The following is a 22,773-nucleotide window of genomic DNA, read 5'->3' as shown; positions in this document are numbered from 1 at the left end:
CGGCCTTCCCGTATCCACATTGATTTCCAGCCGTTTCCCGCAAGCGGCTGGCGCAACGCATTTCCGCCGTTTTCGGCACCACTTCCCCTGCCGGCCCCTGTGGCCGCTGCTGACGCTTTCACCATGCAACTGGCCCAGTTCTCCCTGCCGAACCCCGTGTTCGTCGCCCCCATGGCGGGAGTGACGGACCGGCCGTTCCGCCAGCTGTGCCGGCGCTTCGGTGCCGGCCATGCCGTGAGCGAAATGGTCACCTCGAAAAAGGAACTCTGGAACAGCCTGAAAACCTCGCGCCGTGCCTACCACAGCGGCGAGCCGGGGCCGATTGCCGTCCAGATTGCCGGCGTCGAGGCTGCCGAGATGGCCGAGGCGGCGCGTTACAACATCGAGCGGGGCGCACAGATCATCGACATCAACATGGGCTGCCCGGCCAAGAAGGTCTGCAACAAGTGGGCCGGCTCGGCGCTGATGCAGAACGAAACACTGGCCATCGGGATCGTCGAGGCCGTGGTACAAGCCTGCGCGCCGCACCAGGTGCCGGTGACGCTGAAAATGCGCACCGGCTGGGCCCGGGATCACCGCAACGCCGTCAGCATTGCCCGCGCCGCCGAGCAGGCCGGCGTGGCGCTGCTGACCGTGCATGGTCGCACGCGCGAGCAGGGCTACAAGGGCGAGGCCGAGTACGACACCATTGCCGCCGTGAAGGCCGCCGTGCGCATTCCCGTGGTCGCCAATGGCGATATCGACAGTCCGCACAAGGCGGCCCGTGTGCTGGCACAGACCGGCGCCGATGCCGTGATGGTCGGCCGTGCCGCTATGGGCCGTCCGTGGATCTTCCGCGAGATCGCGCACTTCCTGGCCACGGGCGAGGAGCTGCCGCCCCCGCGCGTGGCCGAGGTGCGCGAGGCGCTGCGGGAGCATTTGCACGAGCACTACGGCCTGTATGGCGAATGGTCGGGCGTGCGCAGCGCGCGCAAGCACATCGGCTGGTATGTGGCGGCGCTGCCGGGCGGCGAGGAGCTGCGCCAGGCCATCAACCGCGTCGAGCAGGCCGAACAGCAATGGCAGCAGGTGGATGCGTGGTTCGCCCGGCTGGAACAGCAGCAGGAGTTTTTGACCCCTGTCAATCGGGCTTTCGGCCCGGTGGAAAACTGGCGCCAGGCGGCTTAAACTGCATAAAATTTAGTCAAGAAGAAAGAAATCGCGAATACCATGGCACATGAAAAACTGGAAGAGTGCGTACGCAGCAACCTGCAGCTCTATCTGGATGACCTGCAGGGCATTGAGCCCAGCAATATGTACGACATGCTGCTGCGCGTGGTCGAAAAGCCCATGCTCGAACTGGTGATGGAGCAGACGCGCAACAACCAGAGCCGCGCCGCCCAGTGGCTGGGCCTGAACCGCAACACCCTGCGCAAGAAGCTGGTGGAGCATGGCATGCTCACTACCAGCGTGCGTTCCTGATCGCCCCTGTTTCCCATTTTCAAGAAAAAACCGAGGATCTCCTGATGACCACTCTGACCGCACTGCTGTCCGTGTCCGACAAGACCGGCATCGTCGAACTTGCCAAGGAACTGAACGCCCTGGGCGTGAAGCTGCTCTCTACCGGCGGCACCGCCAAGCTGCTGGCCGAGCAGGGCCTGCCCGTGACCGAAGTGGCCGACCACACCGGCTTTCCCGAGATGCTGGACGGCCGCGTCAAGACGCTGCATCCCAAGATCCACGGCGGCCTGCTGGCGCGCCGCGACCTGCCCGAGCACATGGCCGCGCTGGGCGAGCACGCCATCCCCACCATCGACATCCTGTGCGTGAACCTGTACCCGTTCGAGGCCACCGTGGCCAAGCCCGGCTGCACGCTGGCAGATGCGATCGAGAACATCGACATCGGCGGCCCGGCCATGGTGCGCTCCGCTGCCAAGAACTGGAAGGACGTGGCCGTGCTGACCGACGCCGGCCAGTACGAAAAAGTGATCGCCGAGCTGAAGCAAAACGGCAAGGTCAGCCTGCCCACCAAATTCGCTCTGTCCGTCGCCGCCTTCAACCGCATCGCCCAGTACGATGGCGCCATCAGCGACTACCTGTCGGCCATCAGTTTCGACGAAGCCAAGGTGGACGGCACGCCCGAGCGCGGCCAGTTCCCGGCCCAGGCCAACGGCATGTTCGTCAAGCTGCAGGATCTGCGCTATGGCGAGAACAGCCACCAGCAGGCCGCCTGGTACCGCGACCTGTACCCGGTGCCCGGCTCCATCGTCACCGGCGAGCAGCTGCAGGGCAAGGAACTGAGCTACAACAACATCGCCGATGCCGATGCGGCCTGGGAATGCGTCAAGCAGTTCGACGTGCCGGCCTGCGTGATCGTCAAGCATGCCAACCCCTGCGGCGTGGCCGTGGGCAAGGACGGTGCAGAGGCCTACAGCAAGGCCTTCCAGACCGACCCGACCAGCGCCTTCGGCGGCATCATCGCCCTGAACCGCACGCTGGACAAGGCTGCGGCCGAGTTGATCGTCAAGCAGTTCGTCGAAGTGCTGATGGCCCCTGACTTCACGCCCGAGGCGCTGGAAGTGTTCAAGCCCAAGACCAATGTGCGCCTGATGAAGATCGCGCTGCCCGAAGGCGTGGCGCGCGTGGCCAACAGCATGGACATGAAGCGCGTTGGCGGCGGCCTGCTGCTGCAGACGTCCGACAACCACGAGCTGACAGCGGCCGACCTGAAAGTGGTGACCAAGCTGCAGCCCACGCCGCAGCAGATCGAGGACCTGCTGTTCGCCTGGAAGGTGGCGCAGTACGTCAAGAGCAACGCCATCGTGTTCTGCAAGGACGGCATGACCATGGGCGTGGGCGCTGGCCAGATGAGCCGGCTCGATTCCGCCCGCATTGCCTCCATCAAGGCCGAGCATGCCGGCCTGAGCCTGCAGGGCACGGCCGTGGCCAGCGACGCCTTCTTCCCGTTCCGTGACGGCCTGGACGTGGTGATCGACCACGGCGCCACCTGCGTGATCCAGCCGGGCGGCTCGATGCGCGACCAGGAAGTGATCGACGCCGCCGACGAGCGCGGCGTGGTGATGGTGTTCAGCGGCGTGCGTCATTTCCGCCACTGATTCGCCATGCCGGCTTGAGACGGATCAAGCTCTGATCGCGAGGGGAAGCTTTCGGGCTTCCCTTTTTCATGGGCGTGTCATACGGTGTGACAACTTGTACCGCTTTGTTTCTATAATTGCGATCCAGTGAAACTGTCCCGCCTGCAATCCCTCCGTCGTTCGCGCCCTGCGTGGCTGATGGCCCTGTTCGCAGCCTTGCTGCAACTGGCCATGGGCATGCAGAGCCTGCAGCACCAGGTGGGCATGGCGGGGCAGGCCGATCTGCTGGCGGTCTGTACGCCGACCGGCATCACCTGGGTGGCGGCAGATGCCCAGGGCGGCGACGAGCCGGATCCGGTTCCCGCTGCCCAGTCGCAGTGCGTGGTCTGTGCGGCGGCGGCCTTCCTGCCGCTGCTGCCGGAGATCGCCTCGCCGCTCCCTGCGCTGTCGGCCATCACGTTTGCACCTCTTCCGGCCCCGCAATGGTGGCCAGCCAGCGGGCCGCCGGTGGGCTTGCCCCTGGCGCGGGCTCCACCGCAGCTTTCCTGAAGTCCCCCCTTTTTTTCCGCTCTGACTCCCGGGCCTTGATGGGTCCGGCGCCTGTCTCGGCTTGCATGGCCATGCGTTGCGCAACCGGCATGTCTGGTGCGCGGTGTCGGCCTGGAGTCGACGCCAATGCCACGTCGTGCACGCCGGATGGGCGTGCAGCAGCGGAATCTGTCGCGCCAGGTCCCCGACGGACCTGACCGGCCTGTCCCTCTTCAGGAAGTTGTTTTCATGGATTCCCGTACCTTTCTTTCGTTTGCCCTGACTCCCATTGCCTGCGCCGTGCTGACGCTGCCGGCCCTTGCCGCCGAGCCGGTAGCTCCGGCTTCAAACGCCTCTGTCCCTACAGCCTCTGCACCGGCGCCAGGCGCCGCCGGTAGCGTGCAGCGCGCGCAGGCCGCTGCAGCCGAAGCTGAAGGCGAAGGTGCCGAATACCGTGTCGTCGTGACTGGCGCCGGCACTGGTGCCAGCAAGCCGCTCGCCATCGTCACCGATCCACGCAAGGCGCGCCAGCCGATCCCGGCCCAGGACGGTGCGGACATCCTCAAGACCGTCCCCGGCTTCTCCGTGATCCGCAAGGGCGGCACCGATGGCGACCCGGTGCTGCGCGGCATGGCCGGCTCGCGCCTGAACGTGCTGCTGGACGGCGAGCACATCCTCGGCGGCTGCGGCGGCCGCATGGACCCGCCCACCGCCTACGTCTTCCCCGATTCCTATGACCGCCTGACCGTGCTCAAGGGCCCGCAGACCGTGCTGCACGGCCCCGGCAACTCGGCCGGCACCGTGCTGTTCGAGCGCGACCGTGAAGCACGCCCCGAGCAGCCCGGCCTCAAGGCCAACCTGAGCGGCACCGTCGGCAGCTTCGGCCGCCGCGACGTGATGGGCGATGTGAACTACGCCACGCCCGACCTGTATGTGCGCGGCACCGGCACCCACACCCGTTCGGATGACTACAAGGACGGCAGCGGCAACCCCGTGCATTCCTCCTACGAACGCTGGAGCGGCCGGGTGGCGCTGGGCCTGACGCCCGACGCCAACACGCTGTACGAATTGACCTATGGCCGCAGCGACGGCGAGGCCGCCTACGCCGATCGCATGATGGACGGCACCAAGTTCGACCGCGAGAACATCGGCCTGCGTTTCGAGAAGCGCAACATCTCCCCGCTGGTGCGCAAGATCGAGGCCAACGCCTACCGCAACTACGTGGATCACGTGATGGACAACTTCAGCATGCGCCCGGCTACCCCCGCGGCCATGCGCGCCGTGAGCAATCCGGATCGCGAAACCATCGGTGGCCGCGTGGCCGTGACGCTGCAGCCGGTCGACTCCACCCGCGTGATCACCGGCGTGGATATGCAGGAAAACCAGCACACCCTGCGCATGTCCAAGGGGATGCTGGCCGGCAGCGCTTACGAGTCCATGCCGCGCACGGAGGACGGCAAGTTCCGCCAGATCGGCCTGTTTGGTGAAGTGCACCACAATCTGGACGACAAGCAGCGCCTGATCGGTGGTGCGCGCGTGGACTGGTGGGATGCCACCGACCAGCGCATGACGCCCGGCCTGGCCACGCGCGGCCTCCAGCGCGACGACACCCTGCCCAGCGGCTTTGTGCGCTGGGAGCGTGACTTCGACCAGAGCAATGGCACGGTCTACGCCGGTCTGGGCCATGTGCAGCGCTTCCCGGATTTCTGGGAAACCGTGGGCGGCAACCGCCAGAGCGAAACCAGCAACAGCGCCTTCAACACCCGCCCGGAAAAAACCACCCAGCTGGATGTGGGCGTGAACTGGAAGAATGACCGTCTGAGCACCAGCCTGTCGGCCTTCTACAACCACATCGATGACTACATCCTGATCGATGCCTTCAACACCTCGGCGCGCTTTGGCAAGCCGGCGGGCAACCCCGCCGTGGTGCGCAATATCGACGCTCGCAGCTACGGGCTGGAAGCAGCGCTCAGCTATGCGCTCACGCCCCAGTGGAAGCTGGATGCCAGCGTCGCCCATGTGCGCGGCAAGAACCGCACGGACGGTACGCCGCTGGCACAGATGCCGCCGCTGGAAGGCAAGCTGGGCCTGAACTGGAGCAATGGCACCTGGAGCGCCGGCGCCCTGTGGCGCCTGGTGGCGCGTCAGGACCGCGTCGATCCGGGCAAGGGCAACATCGCCGGCCAGGACGTGGCAACGGCCACGCCGGGCTTCGGCACCCTGTCGCTCAACGGCAGCTACAAGGTCAACAAGCGCGTGCGCGTGATTGCCGGCGTGGACAACGTGTTCGACAAGACCTATGCCGAACACCTGTCGCGTTCCGGCAGCATGATCCCGGGCTACATCCAGACCGGCCGCATCAACGAGCCCGGCCGCAACTTCTGGCTGAAGACCACGGTGGCGCTGGACTGACGGCAATCGCGGTCACCGATCGTCACAGCTGTACGCCGGCCCGCCGCGTACAGTGCGAGGAAGCCTTCGGGCTTCCTTTTTTGCTGGAGCGCCCGTGCTGGGCGCACCAGCAAAAAGCCGCAGCGCCATCGTCGCTGCGGCTGCGCGTCAGTCCTTCGGGATGCTGGGCATGGCCTGAAGGCCGGCCGCCTGCGGGTGCGGCCGGAGCGTCAGAGGAAGATCAGCGTGCCGCGACCTTCTGCGCCTTGGCTTCGTCGGACTTCTTCTTCAGCTCGTCCTTCAGCTCCTTCATCTTCTCCTGCAGCGGCTGGAACGGACCGAAGCGGTGGTCTTCAGCCGTGGCGCCTGTCACATAGGGCGGGAAGGCGGCGTCGACCGGCTTGTTCCAGCGGGCCGGGAAGTCCTTGTCCAGACCGGCCTTGATCGGGCGCGGCTTGCTCAGCACGTAGCCGGCCACGTCAAATGCCTGCTCTTCGGTGAGCTGGGGCTTGTCGTGGGCCGTGCCCTGCGGCATGTTGGCGCGTATGAAGGCGGCGGCCGTCAGCATGCGGTTCATGCCGGCGCCGTTGTTGAAGGTGTCCTTGCCCCACAGCGGCGGGAAGGTGTAGCCGGCCGGCTCGCCCGGCTTGGCCGGTGCAGCACGCACGCCCTGGCCTTCCGGGCCATGGCAGACGGCGCAGGTCTGCTTGTAGATGGCCTCGCCGGCCACCAGGTCGACCTTGCGGTTGGGCGGGGTGTACTTCATCAGGCCCTGACCAACCACCTTGGTGCCCACCGGCACATCCTTGGACAGGAAGTGGATGTAGGTCGCGAAAGCCTTCATCTCCTTGCTGTCGAAGGGCAGGGACTTGCCGTTCATGCTGCGCTCCATGCAGCCGTTCACGCGCTCCTCGATGGTGCTGATGGTGTCTTCACGGCCGCGGTACTGCGGGAAGGTGGAGTGCGAGCCGACCCAGGACATGGCAAACGGCTTGGTGGCCGAAGCCTGGTGGCAGGAGGTGCAGGACAGGTTGTTGCCTGCATAGCGCATCTTCACGTCCTTCACCTCGGGGCCGATGTGGGCGTAGGTGCGCTCGGTGAGCTCCTTGCCGTACTTGACCATCTTGCCGTAGGCGTCGTCAGGCAGGCTGGCGGGATCGTAGGCGGCAGCCGGCTTCATGGCCATTTCGCCGTTGACCACCTGCGGTGCGGCAGCGGGGGCCGATGCAGCGGCAGAAGCTGCAGCCACGCTGGTGGAGGCCGCCGCAGATGCGGTTTGCGCTGCGGCCGACGCCGTCTCGGCAGCCGCACTGGCGGCTTGCGTGGTCGGTGCGGGGGATTCGGATTGGCCACATGCGGCCAGCATGGCAGCCACGGCCATCAGGGTGGGGGCCAGATAGAAACGGGTCGACATCAATACTACTCCTGTGTTCAAGGGAAAAACTACGTGCTCTGTCCCTGCCCGTTAGTGATTTATCTTTTTGTAAATTATCGCATCGAACACCATTTCGATAGTAAGGGCATGCCCGGATTGTGTCCAGCCGGACGTGGTGTGCCGGCGCAGGAAGCGGCGTGCTACGGGCGCTTTCGGGCGTTCCGGGCGCTCAGGCTGCCTTGGGCGGCAGCAGTCGGTAGCCGGCCAGCAGTGCGCCCAGCAGCGCCACGCTGACGGCGGCCACGGCACCGCGCCAGTGGCCCTGCGCATAGGCCAGCCCGCACAGCCAGGCGCCGAGAAAGCCGCCGCTGTAATAGGCCATGTAGTACAGCCCCGAGGCGAGCGAGCGCCCCGTTTCCACCTTGTGTGCGATGAAGCTGATGGTGGCAGATTGGGTGATGAAGATGCCGCTGGACATGATGGCCAGAGCCAGCACGATCAGCGGCACGCCGGGCAGCAGGGTGAGCCACAGCCCGAGCAGCGAGGTGCCCAGTGCCAGCAGGATGGTGCGGCGAAAACCCAGCCGCGGCAGCAGGCGCCCGGCAATCGGCGTCACCACCACCCCCAGCAGGTACACGGCGAAGATATTGCCCAGCGCTGCCGTGTCGAGGTGGTAGGGCGCATCGGCCAGGTACAGGTTGATGTAGGTGAAGCAGCCCACCAGCGCGAACAGCACGCACACGCCGAGCGCGCAGGCGGTGAGCACCGAGCGGTTGCGCAGGTGCCGGCCCAGCATCTGCAGGCCGCTGCGTACCTGCGGGTTGGCGACGAAATGGCGTGATGCGGGCAGGATGCGCCAGACCAGCACGGCACCCAGCAGATTCATCAGCGCCATCAGGACAAAGGCCTGCTGCCAGTGCATCACGGCGCTCAGGTGGCCGAGCAGGAAGCGGCCCAGGAAACCGCCCAGCACCGTGCCCGCCACATACACCGACATGGCGCGTGCCATGGCACGGGCGCGAAATTCCTCGCCGATGTACGCAATGGTGACCACGGTGATGCCAGGCACCGCCAGGCCCTGCAGAAAGCGCAGCACCACCATCCACTGGATGTCCGTCACGAAATACATCAGCGCCGTCGGGAGGGCAAGGAAGAACACCGAACCCACGATGATGGGCTTGCGCCCGAGCGCATCCGACAGCATGCCGGTGAATGGCGCCGTGAGTGCCACGGCCAGCACGGTGGCGCCCACGGTGGTGCCCACCTGCACCGCGCTGGCCTGGAAATCGCGCACCAGCAGCGGCAGGATGGCCTGCACCGAATAGACCTGCACAAAGGCGAAAACGCCGATCAGGCCGAAGGTGAGCAGCAGCATGGGCCCCGGATTCGCATCGGCGGGGGATGCGGAGGAGGATGCCGGGGAACGGGACATGGAACTGCGGAACGCGGACGCTCAGGCCGCTTCGGGGCGGGATGGGGGCGGCAGGTCGGAGTCGGCGGGGGCTTCGGCTGCGGCAGGTGCGCCGCCATGCAGGATCTGCTCGAGCTGCGCGTCCTTGGCCTTCCAGATGCGCTGGATCCAGCGCTGCAGGCCGATGGGGGAGATCGGCTGATCCGGCGCCGGGCGCAGGTTGTGCGGCACCGGCAGCTGCTGCACCTGCACCACCACCTCGCTCAGGCGGCCGGCCAGCACGTCGCCGAAGGTGGGCACGCCGTTGGGATAGGCAATGGTCACGTCCAGCACCTGGGTGAACATGTCGCCCATGGTTTCCAGTGCCATGCCCACGCCGCCGCTCTTGGGCTTGAGCAGGTGCTTGTAGGGCGACTTTTGCGCCGCATGCTTTTCGGGCGTGAAGCGCGTGCCTTCGGCAAAGCTGATCAGCGATGTGGGGATCAGGCGGAACTTTTCGCAGGCCTTGCGGGCGTTTTCCAGATCCTGCTGCACGGTGGCGGCGCCGCCGCGTTTCATGAACGGAAAGTCCAGCGCCCACCACACCAGACCGATCACGGGCACGTAGATCAGTTCATGCTTGATGAAGAACTTCAGGAAGGGCGCGCGGCGGTTCAGGATGGTCTGCAGCACCAGAATGTCGACCCAGCTCTGGTGGTTGCTGATGACCAGATACCAGGATTTGGTGTTCAGCCCGTCCAGGCCGGTGACTTTCCAGCGCGTGCGGTTGATGGCATTGATCCAGGCGCCGTTGACGCTGACCCAGCCGGTAGCGATGCTGTTGAGCGCGTGGTCGCACAGCGCGCGCACGGGCTTGAACGGCAGCAGGAACTTGAGCAGGGCGAACGGCAGCATCAGCAGCGCGCCGGCCAGGGTATTGAGGGCCACCAGCAGGCTGGCCAGCACCGTGTAGATTGCGGACATGGACTACGTCAGTCAGTAAGGAAACAGCAGGCCGGCCACCGGGCCGGCACGGCCATCAGGCCAGGGCGCGGAACACCTCGGCGGCGACGGCGATGGACTGGTCGATATCGGCGTCGGTATGGGCGGCGCTGACAAAGCCGGCTTCGTACAGCGCCGGGGCGATATACACGCCGCCGTCGAGCAGGCCGTGGAACAGCTTGTTGAAACGCGCGCCGTCGGTTTTCATCACCTGCTGGTAGTTCTGCGGCAGCTCGTTCATCAGGAAGAAGCCAAACATGCCGCCCTGGCTGTCGGTGCTGAAGGGGACGCCGGCAGCATCGGCAGCGGCCTGCAGGCCCTGCATCAGGCGCTGCGTCTTGGCCGAAAGGGCTTCGTAGAAGCCGGGTTTCTGGATCTCGCGCAGCGTGGCCAGGCCGCAGGCGGTGGCGACCGGGTTGCCCGACAGGGTGCCGGCCTGGTATACGCCGCCCAGCGGGGAGATGTGTTCCATTACGGCGCGCTTGCCGCCAAAGGCCGCCAGCGGCATGCCGCCGCCGATCACCTTGCCCATTACGGTGATGTCCGGCTCCACGCCGAGCACCGACTGGGCGCCATGCAGCGCCACGCGGAAGCCCGTCATCACCTCGTCGATGATGAGCAGAGCACCGTGCTGCGTGCACAGTTCGCGGATGCGCTGGGCAAAGGCCTGGGTCGGGCGCACGAAGTTCATGTTGCCGGCGATCGGTTCCATGATCACGCACGCCAGCTCGCTGCCGTGCAGGGCAAAGGCCTCTTCCAGCTGCTGCAGGTTGTTGTACTCGAGCACCACGGTGTCCTGCACCACGGCTTCGGGCACGCCGGCACTGGTGGCCGCGCCGAAGGTGGCCAGACCCGAGCCGGCCTTCACCAGCAGGGCATCGGCATGGCCGTGGTAGCAGCCTTCGAACTTGATGATGCGGTTGCGTCCGGTAGCGCCACGGGCCAGACGGATGGCGCTCATGCCGGCTTCGGTGCCGGAAGAGACCAGACGCACCATCTCCACGCTGGGCATGATCTTGATGATTTCCTCGGCCAGCTCGATCTCGCGCTCGGTCGGCGCACCGAAGGAGAAGCCTTCCAGCACGGCCTTCTGCACCGCCTCGAGCACGGCGGGGTGGCCGTGGCCCAGGATCATCGGGCCCCAGGAGCCGATGTAGTCGATATAGCGCTGGTCGTTGGCATCCCAGAAATAGGCGCCCTGGGCGCGCTGCACGAAGCGCGGCGTGCCGCCGACGGCGCGGAAGGCGCGTACGGGCGAGTTCACGCCACCGGGAATCACGCGCTGGGCGCGCTCGAACAGGATCTGGTTCTGGTCAGGAGTGGAGGTTTGCATCGTTTTCCGGGGCCGGGGCGCCGCGCATGGGGCCGCCGATGGCAATGAAAGGGCAAGGGCAGCCAGGGGGCTGCAAAGCAGCGAGTTTACCGCGCTGGCAGGTATTCGGGTAGCCTGACCGGCTTCTTAAGAGGGGCATGCGCCATCTCCCTTCGCATGGAGAGACTGGATAGAATCGGTTTTTATTTGCCTGATTGCGGAGACGAGTTGTGCCCGAAATGAAGACCTGGATGTGCCTGATCTGCGGCTGGATCTACGACGAAGAGGCCGGCGACCCCGAACATGGCATTGCCCCCGGCACCCGCTGGGAAGACGTGCCCGTCGACTGGACCTGTCCGGAATGCGGCGCCGGCAAGGCCGATTTCCAGATGGCGCAGTTCTGACACTGTGCCATTGCAGGCAGGGCGCGGGAGCCCGGCCTGTCCGCGCCGGCTGCGGCCGGCAATCCGATCCGACCGCGTGAGCGAAAGCACCTTCCATGACGCAGAACGACCCGGCTTCCCCCCAAGCGCCAGCCAGCTGGCAGACTCCCCAACGCGGCGTGCTGGCACGCCTGTTTGATGGTGTGCAATCGGCATTGCCGTCCTGGCTGGGGGAAGGGGCCGAGCAGGTCGATGCCTGGGAGCGGGCGGCGGAGCGGCTGGGCCAGGCGGTGCAGGCCATGGAACAGGCTGGACGTCCGGCGCCGGCCCGGCTGGTACATGCCATGGAGCGCGCCGTGGCGCGCGTGGCCGCGCAGCCCGAGTTGCGCACCATGGACAACGCCAGCCTCATCCAGCAGGCCAGCGTGGCGCTGCGCAGCTATGTGGACCACACCCGCAACGCCTGCCCCGAGGATGCGCGCGCGCTGTTCCCGGTGTACCAGCCGGTGGCGGCGCTGGCACGGCTGGACCGCTGCGAACCGGCGGATCTGTGGCGCTGGCATCCGTTTCCGTGGAAGCCGGTATCTGCGACCTTGCTGCCGGCGGTGGAGGCGGGCGATCTCTACGAGTGTGCCCTGCGCGTGTTCCGCGAACAGGAGCCGCAGGCGCTGCTGGCGCTGGCGAATGTGGCCGGAGCGCAGGCGGCAGTGGCTGGTGGGGCTTCTCTGACGACCTGCTGGCAGTTGCTGGCTGCCGTGCTGCAGTTGCGCGCGGCAGGGGCGCTGGAATGGGATCGCTTGCTGCAGCGTGCCGTTTCCGGGATGGTGGCGCAGCATGCGCGGGCGCGTCGCGGCCAGCCCGCAGATGCGGCGCAGCTGGAGGCGCTGGCGCAGGACATGCTGTTTCTGCTGGCCCAAGGCGTGCCGTTGCTGCCGGAGGGCGAACAGCCGCTGGCGCGGGCGCTGGCGGATGCCTATGGCGTGCTGCCGCAGCCGCCGGTGGTGGTGCGGGTGGATACCGCGCAGGCGCGTGCGCTGCTGGCGGAATCTGCGCAGGGTCTGCCGGAGGACGCCGTCAAGACGCTGGGCGAGTTGCGCATGCCGCAGGACATGTACAACGCCTATCTGCAGTCGGCCGATGCCTGGTCGCGCGAGTTGGTGCAGCAACTCAACCGCTGGGCGCGCCAGCCGGCGCATCCGGTGCCCGCCTCGGCGCTGGGTTTATCGGCGCAGCTGGCGCGTGCTTCCGCCCAGATCGGGCTGGATGAACTGGCCACGCTGGGCCATGCCATCGAGCGGGCGCTGGTGGCGCTGCAGGTGCGCATGGCGCGCGGGGAAGAGGCCGAGCTGCTGCATCAGGCCGCCACGGTGCTGGGGCATGAGCTGCATCAGGTGGCGGTGGATTTCGTGCGGCCGGTGCCGGGGGCGCTGCTGGAGCAGTTGGCCGCGCTGGCGCAGGCGCCCGACCGCGAACGGGTGGTGCTGCCCTTGCCGGAACCGGCGCTGGGAGTAACCGCCGTGGATGTGCAGGCCTTGCCCGAGCAGAAACAGGGCGAGGAATGGCGTGCCTTTCTTGCCAGCGGGCTGGCGCAGGTGCAGCAGGTGCAGGCCGTGCTCAAGCAGTGGGAGGCGCGGCCGGACAATGCGGGGGCCAGCAGTGAATGTCTGCGCTTGTTGCAGGGCTTGCAGCAATCCGCTCGCGAGGCCGGGGCTGCCTCGCTGCTGCCGCTGGTGCAGGTTGCGCTGTCGGAACGTGCGCTGTTGCGGGTGCGGGATGTCGAGGCGCCGGATCGGCTGCAGCCCTTGCAACAGGCGGTGCAGGGGCTGGAGAACGGTTTCCGGAACAGTCTGGCCGAGTCAGCCTGAAACCGGGTCTGACGGAGCCCGCGCTGCCCGGCGCGCAGCATTGTCTGAATGACGCCTGCCTAGTCCGGAAATCTCGTGAGGGCCACTGCCTCGGCCCACGGTGTCTGCTGGTCCATGTTCAGCGTCGTCGCTCCTGCCGCAAGGCCGCATGCCGCTGCAACGCCGCCCGCCGCGCTTCCCCCAGATCCACAATAGGCGCGGGATAGTCCACCCCCAGCGTAATCCCCGCCGCCTCCAGCTCGATCGGCGACGCGCGCTCCGGCGCGTGGATTTCCTCATCCGGCAATCGCGCCAGTTCCGGCAGGTAACGCCGCAGGAACTTGCCTTGCGCGTCGTACTGCAGGCTTTGCGCCGTCGGGTTGAAGATGCGGAACCACGATTGCGCGTCGCAGCCGGTGCCTGCCGCCCATTGCCAGTTGCCGTTGTTGCTGGCCAGTTCGTAGTCGTTGAGATGCTCGGCAAAGTGGCGCTCGCCCCAGCGCCAGTCCACACCGAGCTGGCGCGTGAGAAAGCTGGCTGCCACCATGCGCAGCCGGTTGTGCATGTAGCCGGTAGCGTGCAACTGGCGCATGCCGGCATCCACCAGCGGAAAACCGGTCTGGCCGGCGCACCAGGCGGCAAACAGCTTGCGGCCATGCGCGCCATGGTCCCAGGGCAGGCGGTCCATGTCCTTCTGGAAGGCATGCTCCACCACATGCGGAAAATGCGCCAGCAGCTGGATGTAGAACTCGCGCCAGACCAGTTCCACCAGCCATTTGGTGGCGCCGGGGTCGCCCTGGCGGTAGCGCTCCCAGGCCAGCCGCGCCACTTCGCGGATGCCGAGCGTGCCGAAGCGCAGGTGCACGCCCAGATAGCTCGGCCCGCGCACAGCCGGGTAGTCGCGGGTGAGGTGATAGTGGTCCATGCGGGCGGCAAATTCCTGCCACTGCGCCTGCGCGCCGGCGCTGCCGGGATAGAGCGCAAGCTGCCTCAGGTTGGTGGCATGAAAGCCCAGGTCCTGCAGGCTGGGCAGGGGCTGGCGCCAGGCGGCCGGGCGGGGCGCCAGATGCGCGGCATGGGCCTCGACTTCGTAGGCACGAAGGTGGAAGGGCGTGAGCTGTGCCAGCCATTGCGCGCAATAGCTGGAGAACTGCGCGTGCGGCGTGCCGCTGGGGCTCAGCACCTCGTCCCGTTCGAACACCACATGGTCCTTGGTGGTGCGCAGCGAAATGCCGGCGTTGGCCAGGCCGCCGCGCACCTGGTTGTCGCGCGCAATCGCGGCGGGTTCGTAGTCGTGGTTGGTGAACACGGCCTGCACGTGCAGCGCCTGCGCCAGTTCGGGCAGCAGGGTGCGCGCGGGGCCGTGCAGCACGATCAGGCCGTGTGCCGGCTGTCCGGGGGCGCTCGAATCAGTCGGATCGGGGACGGTTCCGGCACTGCCCGTGCCGTTTGCGCCTGCAGCACCCGCGGCCATCCCCGGGCCAGCGCCGGTGCCCGACCCCAAGCTGGCAGCAGCCAGCTCCCGCAACTCCGCATCCAGCGCTCGCACACTGTGGTGGATAAACTCCACCCGCCGATCCGCCCGCGGCAGTGGGTCGAGCAATTCGCTGTCGAACACGAACACGCAATACACCCGCCGGCAGCTGCGCAGGGCGTGAAACAGCGCCGCGTTGTCCTGGCAGCGCAGGTCGCGGCGGAACCACATCAGGCCGGCATCGAACTGTTCGGGAGCGTGCATCGGAAATCCGCAGGAGAAGGGGGCCGGAAGCCGGCGCCGGGCACGCACGGCCGACGCGAAGCCTCTAGAATGACGGCATGTCTTCCGATTCTGCCTCAACGCTGGATTTGGCGCAGCATTTCCTGATCGCCATGCCGGGCATGGAGGATGACCTGTTCGCGCAAAGCGTGGTCTACATCTGCGAGCACGGCGCCCATGGCGCGCTCGGTCTGGTCATCAACAAGCCGGCCGATCTGCTGCTCGACGACCTGTTCGAGCAGGTGGCCATGCCGCTGGGGCGCCAGGATCTGCAGGGAAGTTCCATCCTCTGGGGCGGGCCGGTGCAGACCGAGCGTGGCTTCGTGCTGCACCCGCGCGTGGAAGACCCAGAATCCAAACTCTCCGCCTACGACTCGTCCATGACCATGGCCGACGGCCTGCAGCTCACCACCTCGCGCGACATCCTGCAGGAACTCTCCGAAGGCCGCGGCCCCGAGCGCCTGCTGGTCACGCTGGGCTATTCCGCCTGGGATGGCGGCCAGCTGGAAGATGAGCTCAAGCGCAACAGCTGGCTCACCGTGCCCGCGTCGCACGCCGTGATGTTCGACACCCCGGTGTCGCAGCGCTATGAGAAGGCGATGGAACTGCTCGGCATCCATCCCGGCATGCTGTCTTCTGCTGCGGGGAGGGCCTGATGGCGCAGCCCCTGATCCATGGCGTGACGGTGGACGACCTGTTCCAGGTGCCGGGCCAGCCGCCGCTGGTCGATCCGCAGCCGTTCCAGAGCTTTCTGGCACTGGACTACGGCAAGAAGCGCACCGGCGTGGCCACCGGCAACCGCATGCTGGGCCGCGCCACTCCAGGCAAGAGCATCGCCGCCACCGGCGACGCCCGCTTTGCTGCCGTGGCCGCCCTGATCGCCGAGTGGCAGCCGCAGGCACTGGTGATCGGCATTCCCTACCATCCCGACGGCGCCGCGCACGAGAACACGCGCCGCGCCACCAACTTCGGCCGCCAGCTGTCGCAACGCTTCAAGTTGCCGGTCTACACGGTGGACGAGCGCTACAGCACCACCGAGGCGCTTGCCAGCGGCGCGGCCGATGCTGACGCGACGGCCGCCTGTATCATCCTCGAACAGTTTTTCAACACCCTGCCATGACCGATTCCACCCCCGCCACCGGCGCCCTGATGCTCGACGCCGAAGCCCTGTACCAGACCCTGGCACGCCAGATCGAGCGCATCCGCACGCCCGAAACGCAGTTTGCCGGCATCACCTCCGGCGGCGCCTGGCTGGCGCAGCGCCTGCAGCAGGACTGGGGCCTGGGCCCGGTCGGCACCATCTCCACCGCCATGCACCGCGATGACTTTGCCAAGCGCGGCCTGGCGGTGACGGCGCAGACGCAGATGCCGTTCGAGGTGGACGGCGCCCACATCATCGTGCTGGACGACGTGCTCTACACCGGCCGCACGGTGCGCGCGGCGCTCAACGAAATTTTCGACTACGGCCGCCCCGCCAGCGTGAAGCTGGCCGTGCTGGTCGACCGTGGTGGTCGCCAGCTGCCCGTCGAGGCCGATATTGCCGCCGCCCGCCTGCAGCTCGCGCCCGGCCAGTCGCTGGCGCTGGCACGTGCCGACGATGGCAGCTTCAGCTTCCGTCTCAAGCCCAGCAAATAAAGCATTCCGCAAAGTCTCCAGGAGCCTCTTCCGATGCGCCCGTCCCGCAACCCGCAGCTCAACAAGAACGGCGAGCTGATCCATCTGCTGTCGCCCGAAGGCCTTTCGCGCGACATCCTCACCCACATTCTCGACACCGCCGCGCAGTTTGTCAGCGTGAGCGACCGCGAGGTCAAGAAGGTGCCGCTGCTGCGCGGCAAGAGCGTGTTCAACCTGTTCTTCGAGAACAGCACGCGCACGCGCACCACTTTCGAGATCGCGGCCAAGCGCCTGAGCGCGGACGTATTCAACCTCGACATCGCGCGCTCCTCCACCGCCAAGGGCGAGAGCCTGCTGGACACCATTGCCAACCTGAGCGCGATGGCGGCCGACATCTTCGTGGTGCGCCACAGCGAAAGCGGCGCGCCCTACCTGATCGCGCAGAACGTGGCACCGCACGTGCACGTGATCAACGCCGGCGACGGCCGCCATGCGCACCCGACGCAGGGCCTGCTCGACATGTTCACCATCCGCCACTACAAGGGCGATTTCACCAAGCTGCGCGTGGCCATCGTGGGCGACGTGCTGCACTCGCGCGTGGCGCGCAGCGACATCCATGCGCTGACCACGCTGGGCTGCCCCGAGGTACGCGTGGTCGGGCCGCGCACGCTGGTGCCGGACAACTTCGGCCCGATGGGCGTGCGCGTGTTCCACAATCTGGAGGAGGGCATCCAGGACTGCGACGTGGTGATCATGCTGCGCCTGCAGAACGAGCGCATGAGTGGCGCACTGCTGCCGAGCAGCCAGGAATACTTCAAGAGCTTCGGCCTCACGCCCGAGAAGCTGGAGCGCCATGCCAGGCCCGATGCCATCGTGATGCACCCGGGCCCGATCAACCGCGGCGTGGAGATCGACTCCGCCGTGGCCGACGGCAAGCACAGTGTGATCCTGCCGCAGGTGACCTTCGGCATCGCGGTGCGCATGGCCGTGATGAGCATTGTTGCCAGCCACGACGCCTGAGGGAGTACTGACATGAAGACACTGATCCAGGGCGCACGCCTGCTCAACCCGGCCGATGGTTCTGACCAGCAGGCCGATATCGCCATTGCGGCCGGCCGCATCATCGCCGTCGGCACGGTGCCGGCCGATTTCGTGCCGCAACGCACGCTCGACGCCAGCGGCTGCTACGTGCTGCCGGGGCTGGTCGATCTGGCCGTGCGTCTGCGCGAGCCGGGACAGGAACACGCGCGCATGCTCGAGAGCGAGATGCATGCGGCCGTAGCCGGGGGCGTCACCAGCCTGGTGTGCCCGCCCGATACCGAACCGGTGCTGGATGAATCCGGCCTGGTGGAAATGCTGCGTTTCCGTGCAGCACGGCTGCGCCAGGCGCGGGTGTTCCCGCTCGGGGCCTTGACGCGCCAGCTCAAGGGTGAAGTCCTGACCGAGATGGTCGAGCTGACCGAGTCGGGCTGCGTCGGCTTCTCGCAGGCCGATGTCACCATCCGCAACACCCAGGTGCTGCAGCGTGCGCTGCAGTACGCGAGCACGTTCGGCTTTACCGTTTGGCTGCGCCCCGAGGACGCCTGGCTGGGCGGCGGCGTGGCCGCCAGCGGCGCGCTGGCGCAGCGCATGGGCCTGTCCGGCGTGCCGGTTCTGGCCGAAACCATCGCCATCATGACCATCGTCGAAATGATGAAGGTGACCGGCGCGCGCGTGCACCTGTGCCGTCTGTCCAGCGCCGCGGCGGTGGAACTGGTGCGCCAGGCCAAGGCCGCCGGCCTGCCGCTGAGCTGCGACGTGAGCATCAACTCGCTGCACCTGACCGATGTGGACATGGGCTACTTCGACAGCCGCGCGCGCCTGAACCCGCCGCTGCGCCAGCAGGGCGACCGTGCCGCGCTGCGTGCCGCGCTGGCCGATGGCACCATCGACGCGCTGGTGAGCGACCACAACCCCATCGACGAGGACCACAAGGTGCTGCCGTTTGCCGAGGCCGAGCCCGGTGCCACCGGCGTGGAGCTGCTGCTGGCGCTGGCGCTGAAATGGGCGCAGGAAGACGGCGTACCGCTGCTGCAGGCCATTGCCACGGTCACCAGCCGCGCCGCAGGCGTGCTGGGTGATTCCCTGGGCACCCTGGCGGCCAGTGCCGGCCAGATCGTGGCTGGTGGCGTGGCCGACCTGTGCATCTGGGATCCGGCTGCCGAATGGGAGGTAACGCCGGACGAGCTGCTCAGCCAGGGCAAGTACACGCCGTTCGAGGGCATGCGTCTGCAGGGCCGTGTGCGCGCCACCGTAGTGGACGGGCAGATCGCCTTCGAGGCCAGCCAGCGGGCGGCACAGCCGGCCTGATCCAGTCTTCTCGACCTGTCTATGCAAACCAGTACCTGGCGTGGCCTGGGGCGTCTCGTGCGCCTGGTGGCCCATATCCTGGCAGGCTTCTGGATCGTCTACGCGCGCTTCCCGCGCCTGGGCGAGGCCGAGCGCCGCGCCACCGTACAGCGCTGGGCGGCCGAGGCGGTGCGCCGCTGCGGCATCACGCTGCAGGTGCGCGGCACGCCGGCCGAGGCAGGGCCGGACGGCCTGATGCTGGTGGCCAACCACATCTCCTGGGTCGACATCCCGACCATCCACGCGATCCGCTTCTGCCGCTTCATCTCCAAGTCGGAAGTGAAGCGCTGGCCGGTGATCGGCCGGCTGGCCGATTCGGCCGATACGCTGTATCTGGAGCGCACCTCGCGCCGGGATGCACACCGGGTGCTGCACACCATGGCGGAGCGCCTGCAGCAGGGCGATGTGCTGGCCTTCTTCCCCGAGGGCACGACCAGCGAAGGCGTCGATCTGCTGCCATTCCATGCCAACCTCCTGCAGGCGGCCATCAGCGTGGATGCGCCGGTGCAGCCGGTGGCGCTGCAGTTTCTGGATGCGCAGGGCCGGCTGAACCAGGCGCCTTGCTATATCGGGGACGACACGCTGCTCGAGTCGCTCTGGCGCACGGTACGTGCCGAAGGCGTGGTGGCGCGGGTGACCTTTGGCGAACCCGAGCGCGCAAAGGGGCGCAGTCGGCAGCAGTGGGCGCAGGACTTGCGGCAAACCGTGGCGGAACTGCGGCGCTGAGCCAGCGGCGCTCGGGGGCCGGGCCATGCTGTTTCTGCAAAAAAGCCCCGTGCGCCATGCCATCAGGCACCGCAACGGGGCACAAGCCCTGGCCTCTCAGGCCAGGGTAACAGGAGCCGGTACTCGGCTCAGCGCGGACCGAAGGCCGCCGCAAAGATGCCGACGATTTCGGCGTGGCTGGCCTGCACCGGGTTGGTCAGGCCGCACACATCCTTGAGCGCGTTCTCGGCCAGCACGTCGAAGTCCTCGCGCTTCACACCCAGCTCCTCCAGCGACTTCGGAATGCCGACGATATCGGCCAGCTTCTTGATGGCAGCCACGGGGTCCAGGCCGGCCAGCTGCGGGTTGTTGGCCTGCAGGATGGCACCCACTTCATTGAGCTTGCCGGAGGCTGCGCCCATGTTGAAGGCCTCGACATGCGGCAGCAGCAGTGCGTTGCAGACGCCGTGCGGCAGATCGTAGAAACCGCCGAGCTGGTGCGCCATGGCGTGCACGTAGCCGAGCGAGGCATTGTTGAAGGCCATGCCTGCCAGGAACTGCGCATAGGCCATCTTCTCGCGCGCCTCCTGGTTATTGGGCTCGCTCACGGCGGTGGGGAGGTAACGCGCGATCAGCTCGATCGCCTTGACGGCGCAGGCGTCGGTGAGCGGCGTGGCTGCGGTCGAGACATAGGATTCGACGGCGTGCGTCAGCGCGTCCATGCCGGTGGCAGCCGTCAGCGCGGCCGGCATGCCTTCCATCATGCCGGAGTCGTTCACCGACAGGAAGGGCGTAACGTGCTTGTCGACGATGGCCATTTTCACGTGGCGTGTCTCGTCGGTGATGATGGTGAAGCGCGTCATCTCCGAGGCGGTGCCGGCCGTGGTGTTGACCGCCAGCAGCGGCAGTTGCGGCTTGGCGGACTTGTCCACGCCTTCGTAGTCCTCGATTTTGCCGCCGTTGGCGGCAACCAGCGCGATGCCCTTGGCGCAGTCATGCGAGGAACCGCCGCCAAGCGACACGACCAGATCGGCCTGTGCTGTCTTGAGCGCTTCCAGCCCGGCATTCACGTTGCTCACGGTCGGGTTGGGCTGGGCGCCATCGAACACGGTGGCAGGAATGCCTTGCGCCGCCAGCTTGTCGGACACGGTGTTGGCCACACCGATCTTGCTCAGACCCGGGTCGGTGACGATCAGGGCCTTGCGAAAGCCCATTTTGCCGACGATCTGCAGCGCTTCGTCGAGCGCGCCGGGGCCAATGATGTTCTGCACGGGCATGAAGAAATGGGATACGGACATGGGAGTCTCCTTGTAGGTAGTAAATAGGCCAGAGGGAAGGTACTGCAGGGGATCAGAAAAAGCCCAGCTTGTTTTCGCTGTAGCTCACCAGCAGGTTCTTGGTCTGCTGGTAGTGGTCGAGCATCATCTTGTGGTTCTCACGGCCGATCCCCGATTCCTTGTAGCCGCCAAAGGCAGCGTGCGCCGGATAGGCGTGGTAGCAATTGGTCCAGACGCGGCCGGCCTTGATGCCGCGGCCCATGCGGTAGGCCACGTTGCCGTTGCGGCTCCACACGCCGGCGCCCAGTCCGTACAGCGAGTCGTTGGCGATTTCCAGCGCCTCGGCCTCGTCCTTGAAAGTGGTCACGGCCAGCACGGGGCCGAAGATTTCTTCCTGGAAGATGCGCATCTTGTTGTGGCCCTTGAACAGCGTGGGCTGCACGTAGTAGCCGCCGGCCAGGTCGCCTTCGAGCTTGGCCGGAGCGCCGCCGATCAGCACCTGCGCGCCTTCCTGCTTGCCCAGTTCCAGGTAGGAGCTGATCTTCTCGAGCTGGACCTGGCTGGCCTGTGCGCCCAGCATGGTTTCGGTATCCAGCGGGTTGCCCTGCTTGATCGCTGCCACACGCTGCAGGCAGCGCTCGATGAAGCGGTCGTAGATGGACTCCTGGATCACGGCGCGTGACGGGCAGGTGCAGACTTCGCCCTGGTTGAAGGCGAACAGCACCAGGCCTTCGATCGCCTTGTCGAGAAAGGCATCGTCCTTGTCCATGATGTCGGCAAAGAAGATGTTGGGCGATTTGCCCCCCAGTTCCAGTGTGGCCGGAATCAGGTTGTTGGCAGCGGCCTGGGCAATCACGCGGCCGGTGGCGGTGGAGCCGGTGAAGGCGATCTTGGCGATGCGGTTGCTGGTCGCCAGCGGCATGCCGGCTTCGCGGCCGAGACCGTTCACCACGTTGAGCACGCCCGGCGGCAGCAGGTCGGCAATCAGCTCGGTCAGCACCAGAATGCTGGTCGGCGTGGATTCTGCGGGCTTGAGCACCACGCAGTTGCCAGCGCCGAGGGCTGGCGCGAGTTTCCAGGCGGCCATCAGGATCGGGAAGTTCCACGGAATGATCTGGCCGACCACGCCCAGGGGTTCCTGGTAGTGGTAGGCGACGGTGGTGGCATCGATTTCCGACATGTGGCCTTCCTGCGCACGCAGGGCACCGGCGAAATAGCGGAAGTGATCCGCCGCGAGAGGAATGTCGGCGTTCAGCGTCTCGCGGATCGGCTTGCCGTTGTCCACGGTTTCGGCGTAGGCCAGCTTTTCCAGGTTGGCCTCGATGCGGTCGGCGATCTTCAGCAGGATGTTGCTGCGCTCGGTGGCGGAAGTCTTGCCCCAGGCGTCGGCTGCGGCATGGGCGGCGTCGAGGGCGCGCTCGATGTCTTCGGCGGTGGAGCGGGCCGCCTGGCAGTAGGCCTGGCCGTTGATCGGGGTGATGTTGTCGAAATATTCGCCTTTCACCGGCGGCGTCCACTGGCCGTTGATGAAGTTGTCGTACTTGGCCTTGAATTGCAGCGGGGCGCCTGCCTGGCCGGGTGCGGGATAGATCATGGGGTGTCTCCTTGGATGTCGGTTGTGGTTTGCAACGGCGGCAGTTGCGCCGTCGACCTGCTTCTTGCAAGCGATGTGCCAACTTCGCGGACCTGCGGGTTTGTCCGGAGATCTGGCGGCCTGGATGGCTGTTTGTGGTG

The 22,773-nt window shown here is 66.7% G+C and carries 20 protein-coding genes; 13 read left to right on the top strand and 7 right to left on the bottom strand.

Going from position 1 to position 22,773, the window contains the following annotated elements; all coding sequences use genetic code 11:
• The first annotated feature begins 123 nt into the window (after positions 1 to 123).
• From dusB to ACX36O_RS11525, 5 genes are all read left to right on the top strand, one after another.
• Positions 124 to 1,167: a tRNA dihydrouridine synthase DusB gene (gene dusB, locus ACX36O_RS11545; protein WP_488359814.1), complete on the top strand. Its 1,044-nt coding sequence runs from the start codon at positions 124 to 126 to the stop codon at positions 1,165 to 1,167.
• A gap of 42 nt (positions 1,168 to 1,209) precedes the next feature.
• Positions 1,210 to 1,461 (top strand): helix-turn-helix domain-containing protein, encoded by a 252-nt coding sequence (locus ACX36O_RS11540; RefSeq protein ID WP_213361714.1) that lies wholly within the window; start codon positions 1,210 to 1,212, stop codon positions 1,459 to 1,461.
• Positions 1,462 to 1,505: 44 nt separating this feature from the next.
• Positions 1,506 to 3,095 carry a bifunctional phosphoribosylaminoimidazolecarboxamide formyltransferase/IMP cyclohydrolase gene (purH, locus tag ACX36O_RS11535; RefSeq protein WP_371686734.1) on the top strand — a complete coding sequence of 530 codons (1,590 nt, stop codon included), beginning with the start codon at positions 1,506 to 1,508 and terminating at the stop codon, positions 3,093 to 3,095.
• A gap of 126 nt (positions 3,096 to 3,221) precedes the next feature.
• The gene (locus ACX36O_RS11530) at positions 3,222 to 3,623 is read left to right on the top strand and encodes a DUF2946 family protein (RefSeq protein WP_371686733.1); all 402 of its coding nucleotides are present in this window, start codon (positions 3,222 to 3,224) and stop codon (positions 3,621 to 3,623) included.
• A 228-nt stretch (positions 3,624 to 3,851) separates the two neighbouring features.
• Entirely contained in the window at positions 3,852 to 6,014 is a 2,163-nt protein-coding gene (locus ACX36O_RS11525; RefSeq protein WP_488359813.1) for a TonB-dependent copper receptor, read from the top strand.
• A gap of 220 nt (positions 6,015 to 6,234) precedes the next feature.
• Here the strand turns inward: ACX36O_RS11525 and ACX36O_RS11520 are convergent, their stop codons facing one another.
• The 4 genes from ACX36O_RS11520 to hemL form a co-directional block, all read right to left on the bottom strand.
• Positions 6,235 to 7,407 carry a c-type cytochrome gene (locus tag ACX36O_RS11520; RefSeq protein ID WP_250131054.1) on the bottom strand — a complete coding sequence of 391 codons (1,173 nt, stop codon included), beginning with the start codon at positions 7,405 to 7,407 and terminating at the stop codon, positions 6,235 to 6,237.
• Between the two features lie 190 nt (positions 7,408 to 7,597).
• On the bottom strand, positions 7,598 to 8,800 hold the full coding sequence (locus ACX36O_RS11515; RefSeq protein WP_250131053.1) for an MFS transporter: 1,203 nt from the start codon (positions 8,798 to 8,800) through the stop codon (positions 7,598 to 7,600).
• A 21-nt stretch (positions 8,801 to 8,821) separates the two neighbouring features.
• Entirely contained in the window at positions 8,822 to 9,742 is a 921-nt protein-coding gene (gene yihG / locus ACX36O_RS11510; RefSeq protein WP_488359812.1) for a 1-acylglycerol-3-phosphate O-acyltransferase, YihG family, read from the bottom strand.
• A gap of 55 nt (positions 9,743 to 9,797) precedes the next feature.
• Positions 9,798 to 11,093: a glutamate-1-semialdehyde 2,1-aminomutase gene (gene hemL / locus ACX36O_RS11505; protein WP_488359811.1), complete on the bottom strand. Its 1,296-nt coding sequence runs from the start codon at positions 11,091 to 11,093 to the stop codon at positions 9,798 to 9,800.
• Between the two features lie 218 nt (positions 11,094 to 11,311).
• Between hemL and ACX36O_RS11500 the strand changes: the two genes are divergently transcribed.
• Positions 11,312 to 11,476, top strand: a complete 165-nt coding sequence (locus tag ACX36O_RS11500; protein WP_213362749.1) for a rubredoxin — start codon at positions 11,312 to 11,314, stop codon at positions 11,474 to 11,476.
• A gap of 95 nt (positions 11,477 to 11,571) precedes the next feature.
• Entirely contained in the window at positions 11,572 to 13,320 is a 1,749-nt protein-coding gene (locus ACX36O_RS11495) for a FimL-related protein (RefSeq protein WP_371686729.1), read from the top strand.
• A gap of 118 nt (positions 13,321 to 13,438) precedes the next feature.
• Here ACX36O_RS11495 and ACX36O_RS11490 read toward each other — a convergent pair whose 3' ends face one another.
• Positions 13,439 to 15,037, bottom strand: coding sequence for a cryptochrome/photolyase family protein (locus ACX36O_RS11490; RefSeq protein ID WP_250131052.1), 1,599 nt, complete (start codon positions 15,035 to 15,037; stop codon positions 13,439 to 13,441).
• Between the two features lie 77 nt (positions 15,038 to 15,114).
• Between ACX36O_RS11490 and ACX36O_RS11485 the strand changes: the two genes are divergently transcribed.
• The 6 genes from ACX36O_RS11485 to ACX36O_RS11460 are packed head-to-tail and all read left to right on the top strand — an operon-like array spanning position 15,115 to position 19,783.
• Positions 15,115 to 15,711, top strand: a complete 597-nt coding sequence (locus ACX36O_RS11485; RefSeq protein WP_213361705.1) for a YqgE/AlgH family protein — start codon at positions 15,115 to 15,117, stop codon at positions 15,709 to 15,711.
• Positions 15,711 to 16,175, top strand: a complete 465-nt coding sequence (gene ruvX, locus ACX36O_RS11480; RefSeq protein ID WP_213361704.1) for a Holliday junction resolvase RuvX — start codon at positions 15,711 to 15,713, stop codon at positions 16,173 to 16,175. Before ACX36O_RS11485 ends, ruvX begins: the two co-directional genes overlap by 1 nt.
• The gene (gene pyrR / locus ACX36O_RS11475) at positions 16,172 to 16,690 is read left to right on the top strand and encodes a bifunctional pyr operon transcriptional regulator/uracil phosphoribosyltransferase PyrR (RefSeq protein ID WP_213361701.1); all 519 of its coding nucleotides are present in this window, start codon (positions 16,172 to 16,174) and stop codon (positions 16,688 to 16,690) included. The genes ruvX and pyrR overlap by 4 nt, the downstream gene beginning before the upstream one ends.
• A 33-nt stretch (positions 16,691 to 16,723) precedes the next feature.
• The gene (locus ACX36O_RS11470; RefSeq protein ID WP_488359810.1) at positions 16,724 to 17,689 is read left to right on the top strand and encodes an aspartate carbamoyltransferase catalytic subunit; all 966 of its coding nucleotides are present in this window, start codon (positions 16,724 to 16,726) and stop codon (positions 17,687 to 17,689) included.
• Between the two features lie 12 nt (positions 17,690 to 17,701).
• Positions 17,702 to 19,018, top strand: coding sequence for a dihydroorotase (locus ACX36O_RS11465; RefSeq protein ID WP_213361698.1), 1,317 nt, complete (start codon positions 17,702 to 17,704; stop codon positions 19,016 to 19,018).
• Positions 19,019 to 19,039: 21 nt separating this feature from the next.
• On the top strand, positions 19,040 to 19,783 hold the full coding sequence (locus ACX36O_RS11460; protein ID WP_371699301.1) for a lysophospholipid acyltransferase family protein: 744 nt from the start codon (positions 19,040 to 19,042) through the stop codon (positions 19,781 to 19,783).
• 128 nt (positions 19,784 to 19,911) lie between these two features.
• Here the strand turns inward: ACX36O_RS11460 and ACX36O_RS11455 are convergent, their stop codons facing one another.
• Positions 19,912 to 21,060 (bottom strand): iron-containing alcohol dehydrogenase, encoded by a 1,149-nt coding sequence (locus tag ACX36O_RS11455; RefSeq protein ID WP_213361696.1) that lies wholly within the window; start codon positions 21,058 to 21,060, stop codon positions 19,912 to 19,914.
• Positions 21,061 to 21,112: 52 nt separating this feature from the next.
• The gene (exaC, locus tag ACX36O_RS11450) at positions 21,113 to 22,633 is read right to left on the bottom strand and encodes an acetaldehyde dehydrogenase ExaC (protein ID WP_213361694.1); all 1,521 of its coding nucleotides are present in this window, start codon (positions 22,631 to 22,633) and stop codon (positions 21,113 to 21,115) included.
• Positions 22,634 to 22,773 lie beyond the last annotated feature (140 nt).

Source organism: Brachymonas sp. KE5 (assembly GCF_057773645.1).
Note: the sequence above shows the minus strand (reverse complement) of the source record. Positions and strands in the feature narration are given on the sequence as shown.

Coding starts and splice junctions, on each gene's coding strand:
- ACX36O_RS11520 (WP_250131054.1), bottom strand. CDS start 7,407: ATGTCGACCCGTTTCTATCTGGCCCCCACCCTGATGGCCGTGGCTGCC.
- ACX36O_RS11495 (WP_371686729.1), top strand. CDS start 11,572: ATGACGCAGAACGACCCGGCTTCCCCCCAAGCGCCAGCCAGCTGGCAG.
- purH (WP_371686734.1), top strand. CDS start 1,506: ATGACCACTCTGACCGCACTGCTGTCCGTGTCCGACAAGACCGGCATC.
- ruvX (WP_213361704.1), top strand. CDS start 15,711: ATGGCGCAGCCCCTGATCCATGGCGTGACGGTGGACGACCTGTTCCAG.
- ACX36O_RS11470 (WP_488359810.1), top strand. CDS start 16,724: ATGCGCCCGTCCCGCAACCCGCAGCTCAACAAGAACGGCGAGCTGATC.
- dusB (WP_488359814.1), top strand. CDS start 124: ATGCAACTGGCCCAGTTCTCCCTGCCGAACCCCGTGTTCGTCGCCCCC.
- yihG (WP_488359812.1), bottom strand. CDS start 9,742: ATGTCCGCAATCTACACGGTGCTGGCCAGCCTGCTGGTGGCCCTCAAT.
- ACX36O_RS11460 (WP_371699301.1), top strand. CDS start 19,040: ATGCAAACCAGTACCTGGCGTGGCCTGGGGCGTCTCGTGCGCCTGGTG.
- hemL (WP_488359811.1), bottom strand. CDS start 11,093: ATGCAAACCTCCACTCCTGACCAGAACCAGATCCTGTTCGAGCGCGCC.
- ACX36O_RS11485 (WP_213361705.1), top strand. CDS start 15,115: ATGTCTTCCGATTCTGCCTCAACGCTGGATTTGGCGCAGCATTTCCTG.
- ACX36O_RS11455 (WP_213361696.1), bottom strand. CDS start 21,060: ATGTCCGTATCCCATTTCTTCATGCCCGTGCAGAACATCATTGGCCCC.
- ACX36O_RS11515 (WP_250131053.1), bottom strand. CDS start 8,800: ATGTCCCGTTCCCCGGCATCCTCCTCCGCATCCCCCGCCGATGCGAAT.
- ACX36O_RS11500 (WP_213362749.1), top strand. CDS start 11,312: ATGAAGACCTGGATGTGCCTGATCTGCGGCTGGATCTACGACGAAGAG.
- ACX36O_RS11490 (WP_250131052.1), bottom strand. CDS start 15,037: ATGCACGCTCCCGAACAGTTCGATGCCGGCCTGATGTGGTTCCGCCGC.
- ACX36O_RS11465 (WP_213361698.1), top strand. CDS start 17,702: ATGAAGACACTGATCCAGGGCGCACGCCTGCTCAACCCGGCCGATGGT.
- ACX36O_RS11540 (WP_213361714.1), top strand. CDS start 1,210: ATGGCACATGAAAAACTGGAAGAGTGCGTACGCAGCAACCTGCAGCTC.
- ACX36O_RS11525 (WP_488359813.1), top strand. CDS start 3,852: ATGGATTCCCGTACCTTTCTTTCGTTTGCCCTGACTCCCATTGCCTGC.
- pyrR (WP_213361701.1), top strand. CDS start 16,172: ATGACCGATTCCACCCCCGCCACCGGCGCCCTGATGCTCGACGCCGAA.
- exaC (WP_213361694.1), bottom strand. CDS start 22,633: ATGATCTATCCCGCACCCGGCCAGGCAGGCGCCCCGCTGCAATTCAAG.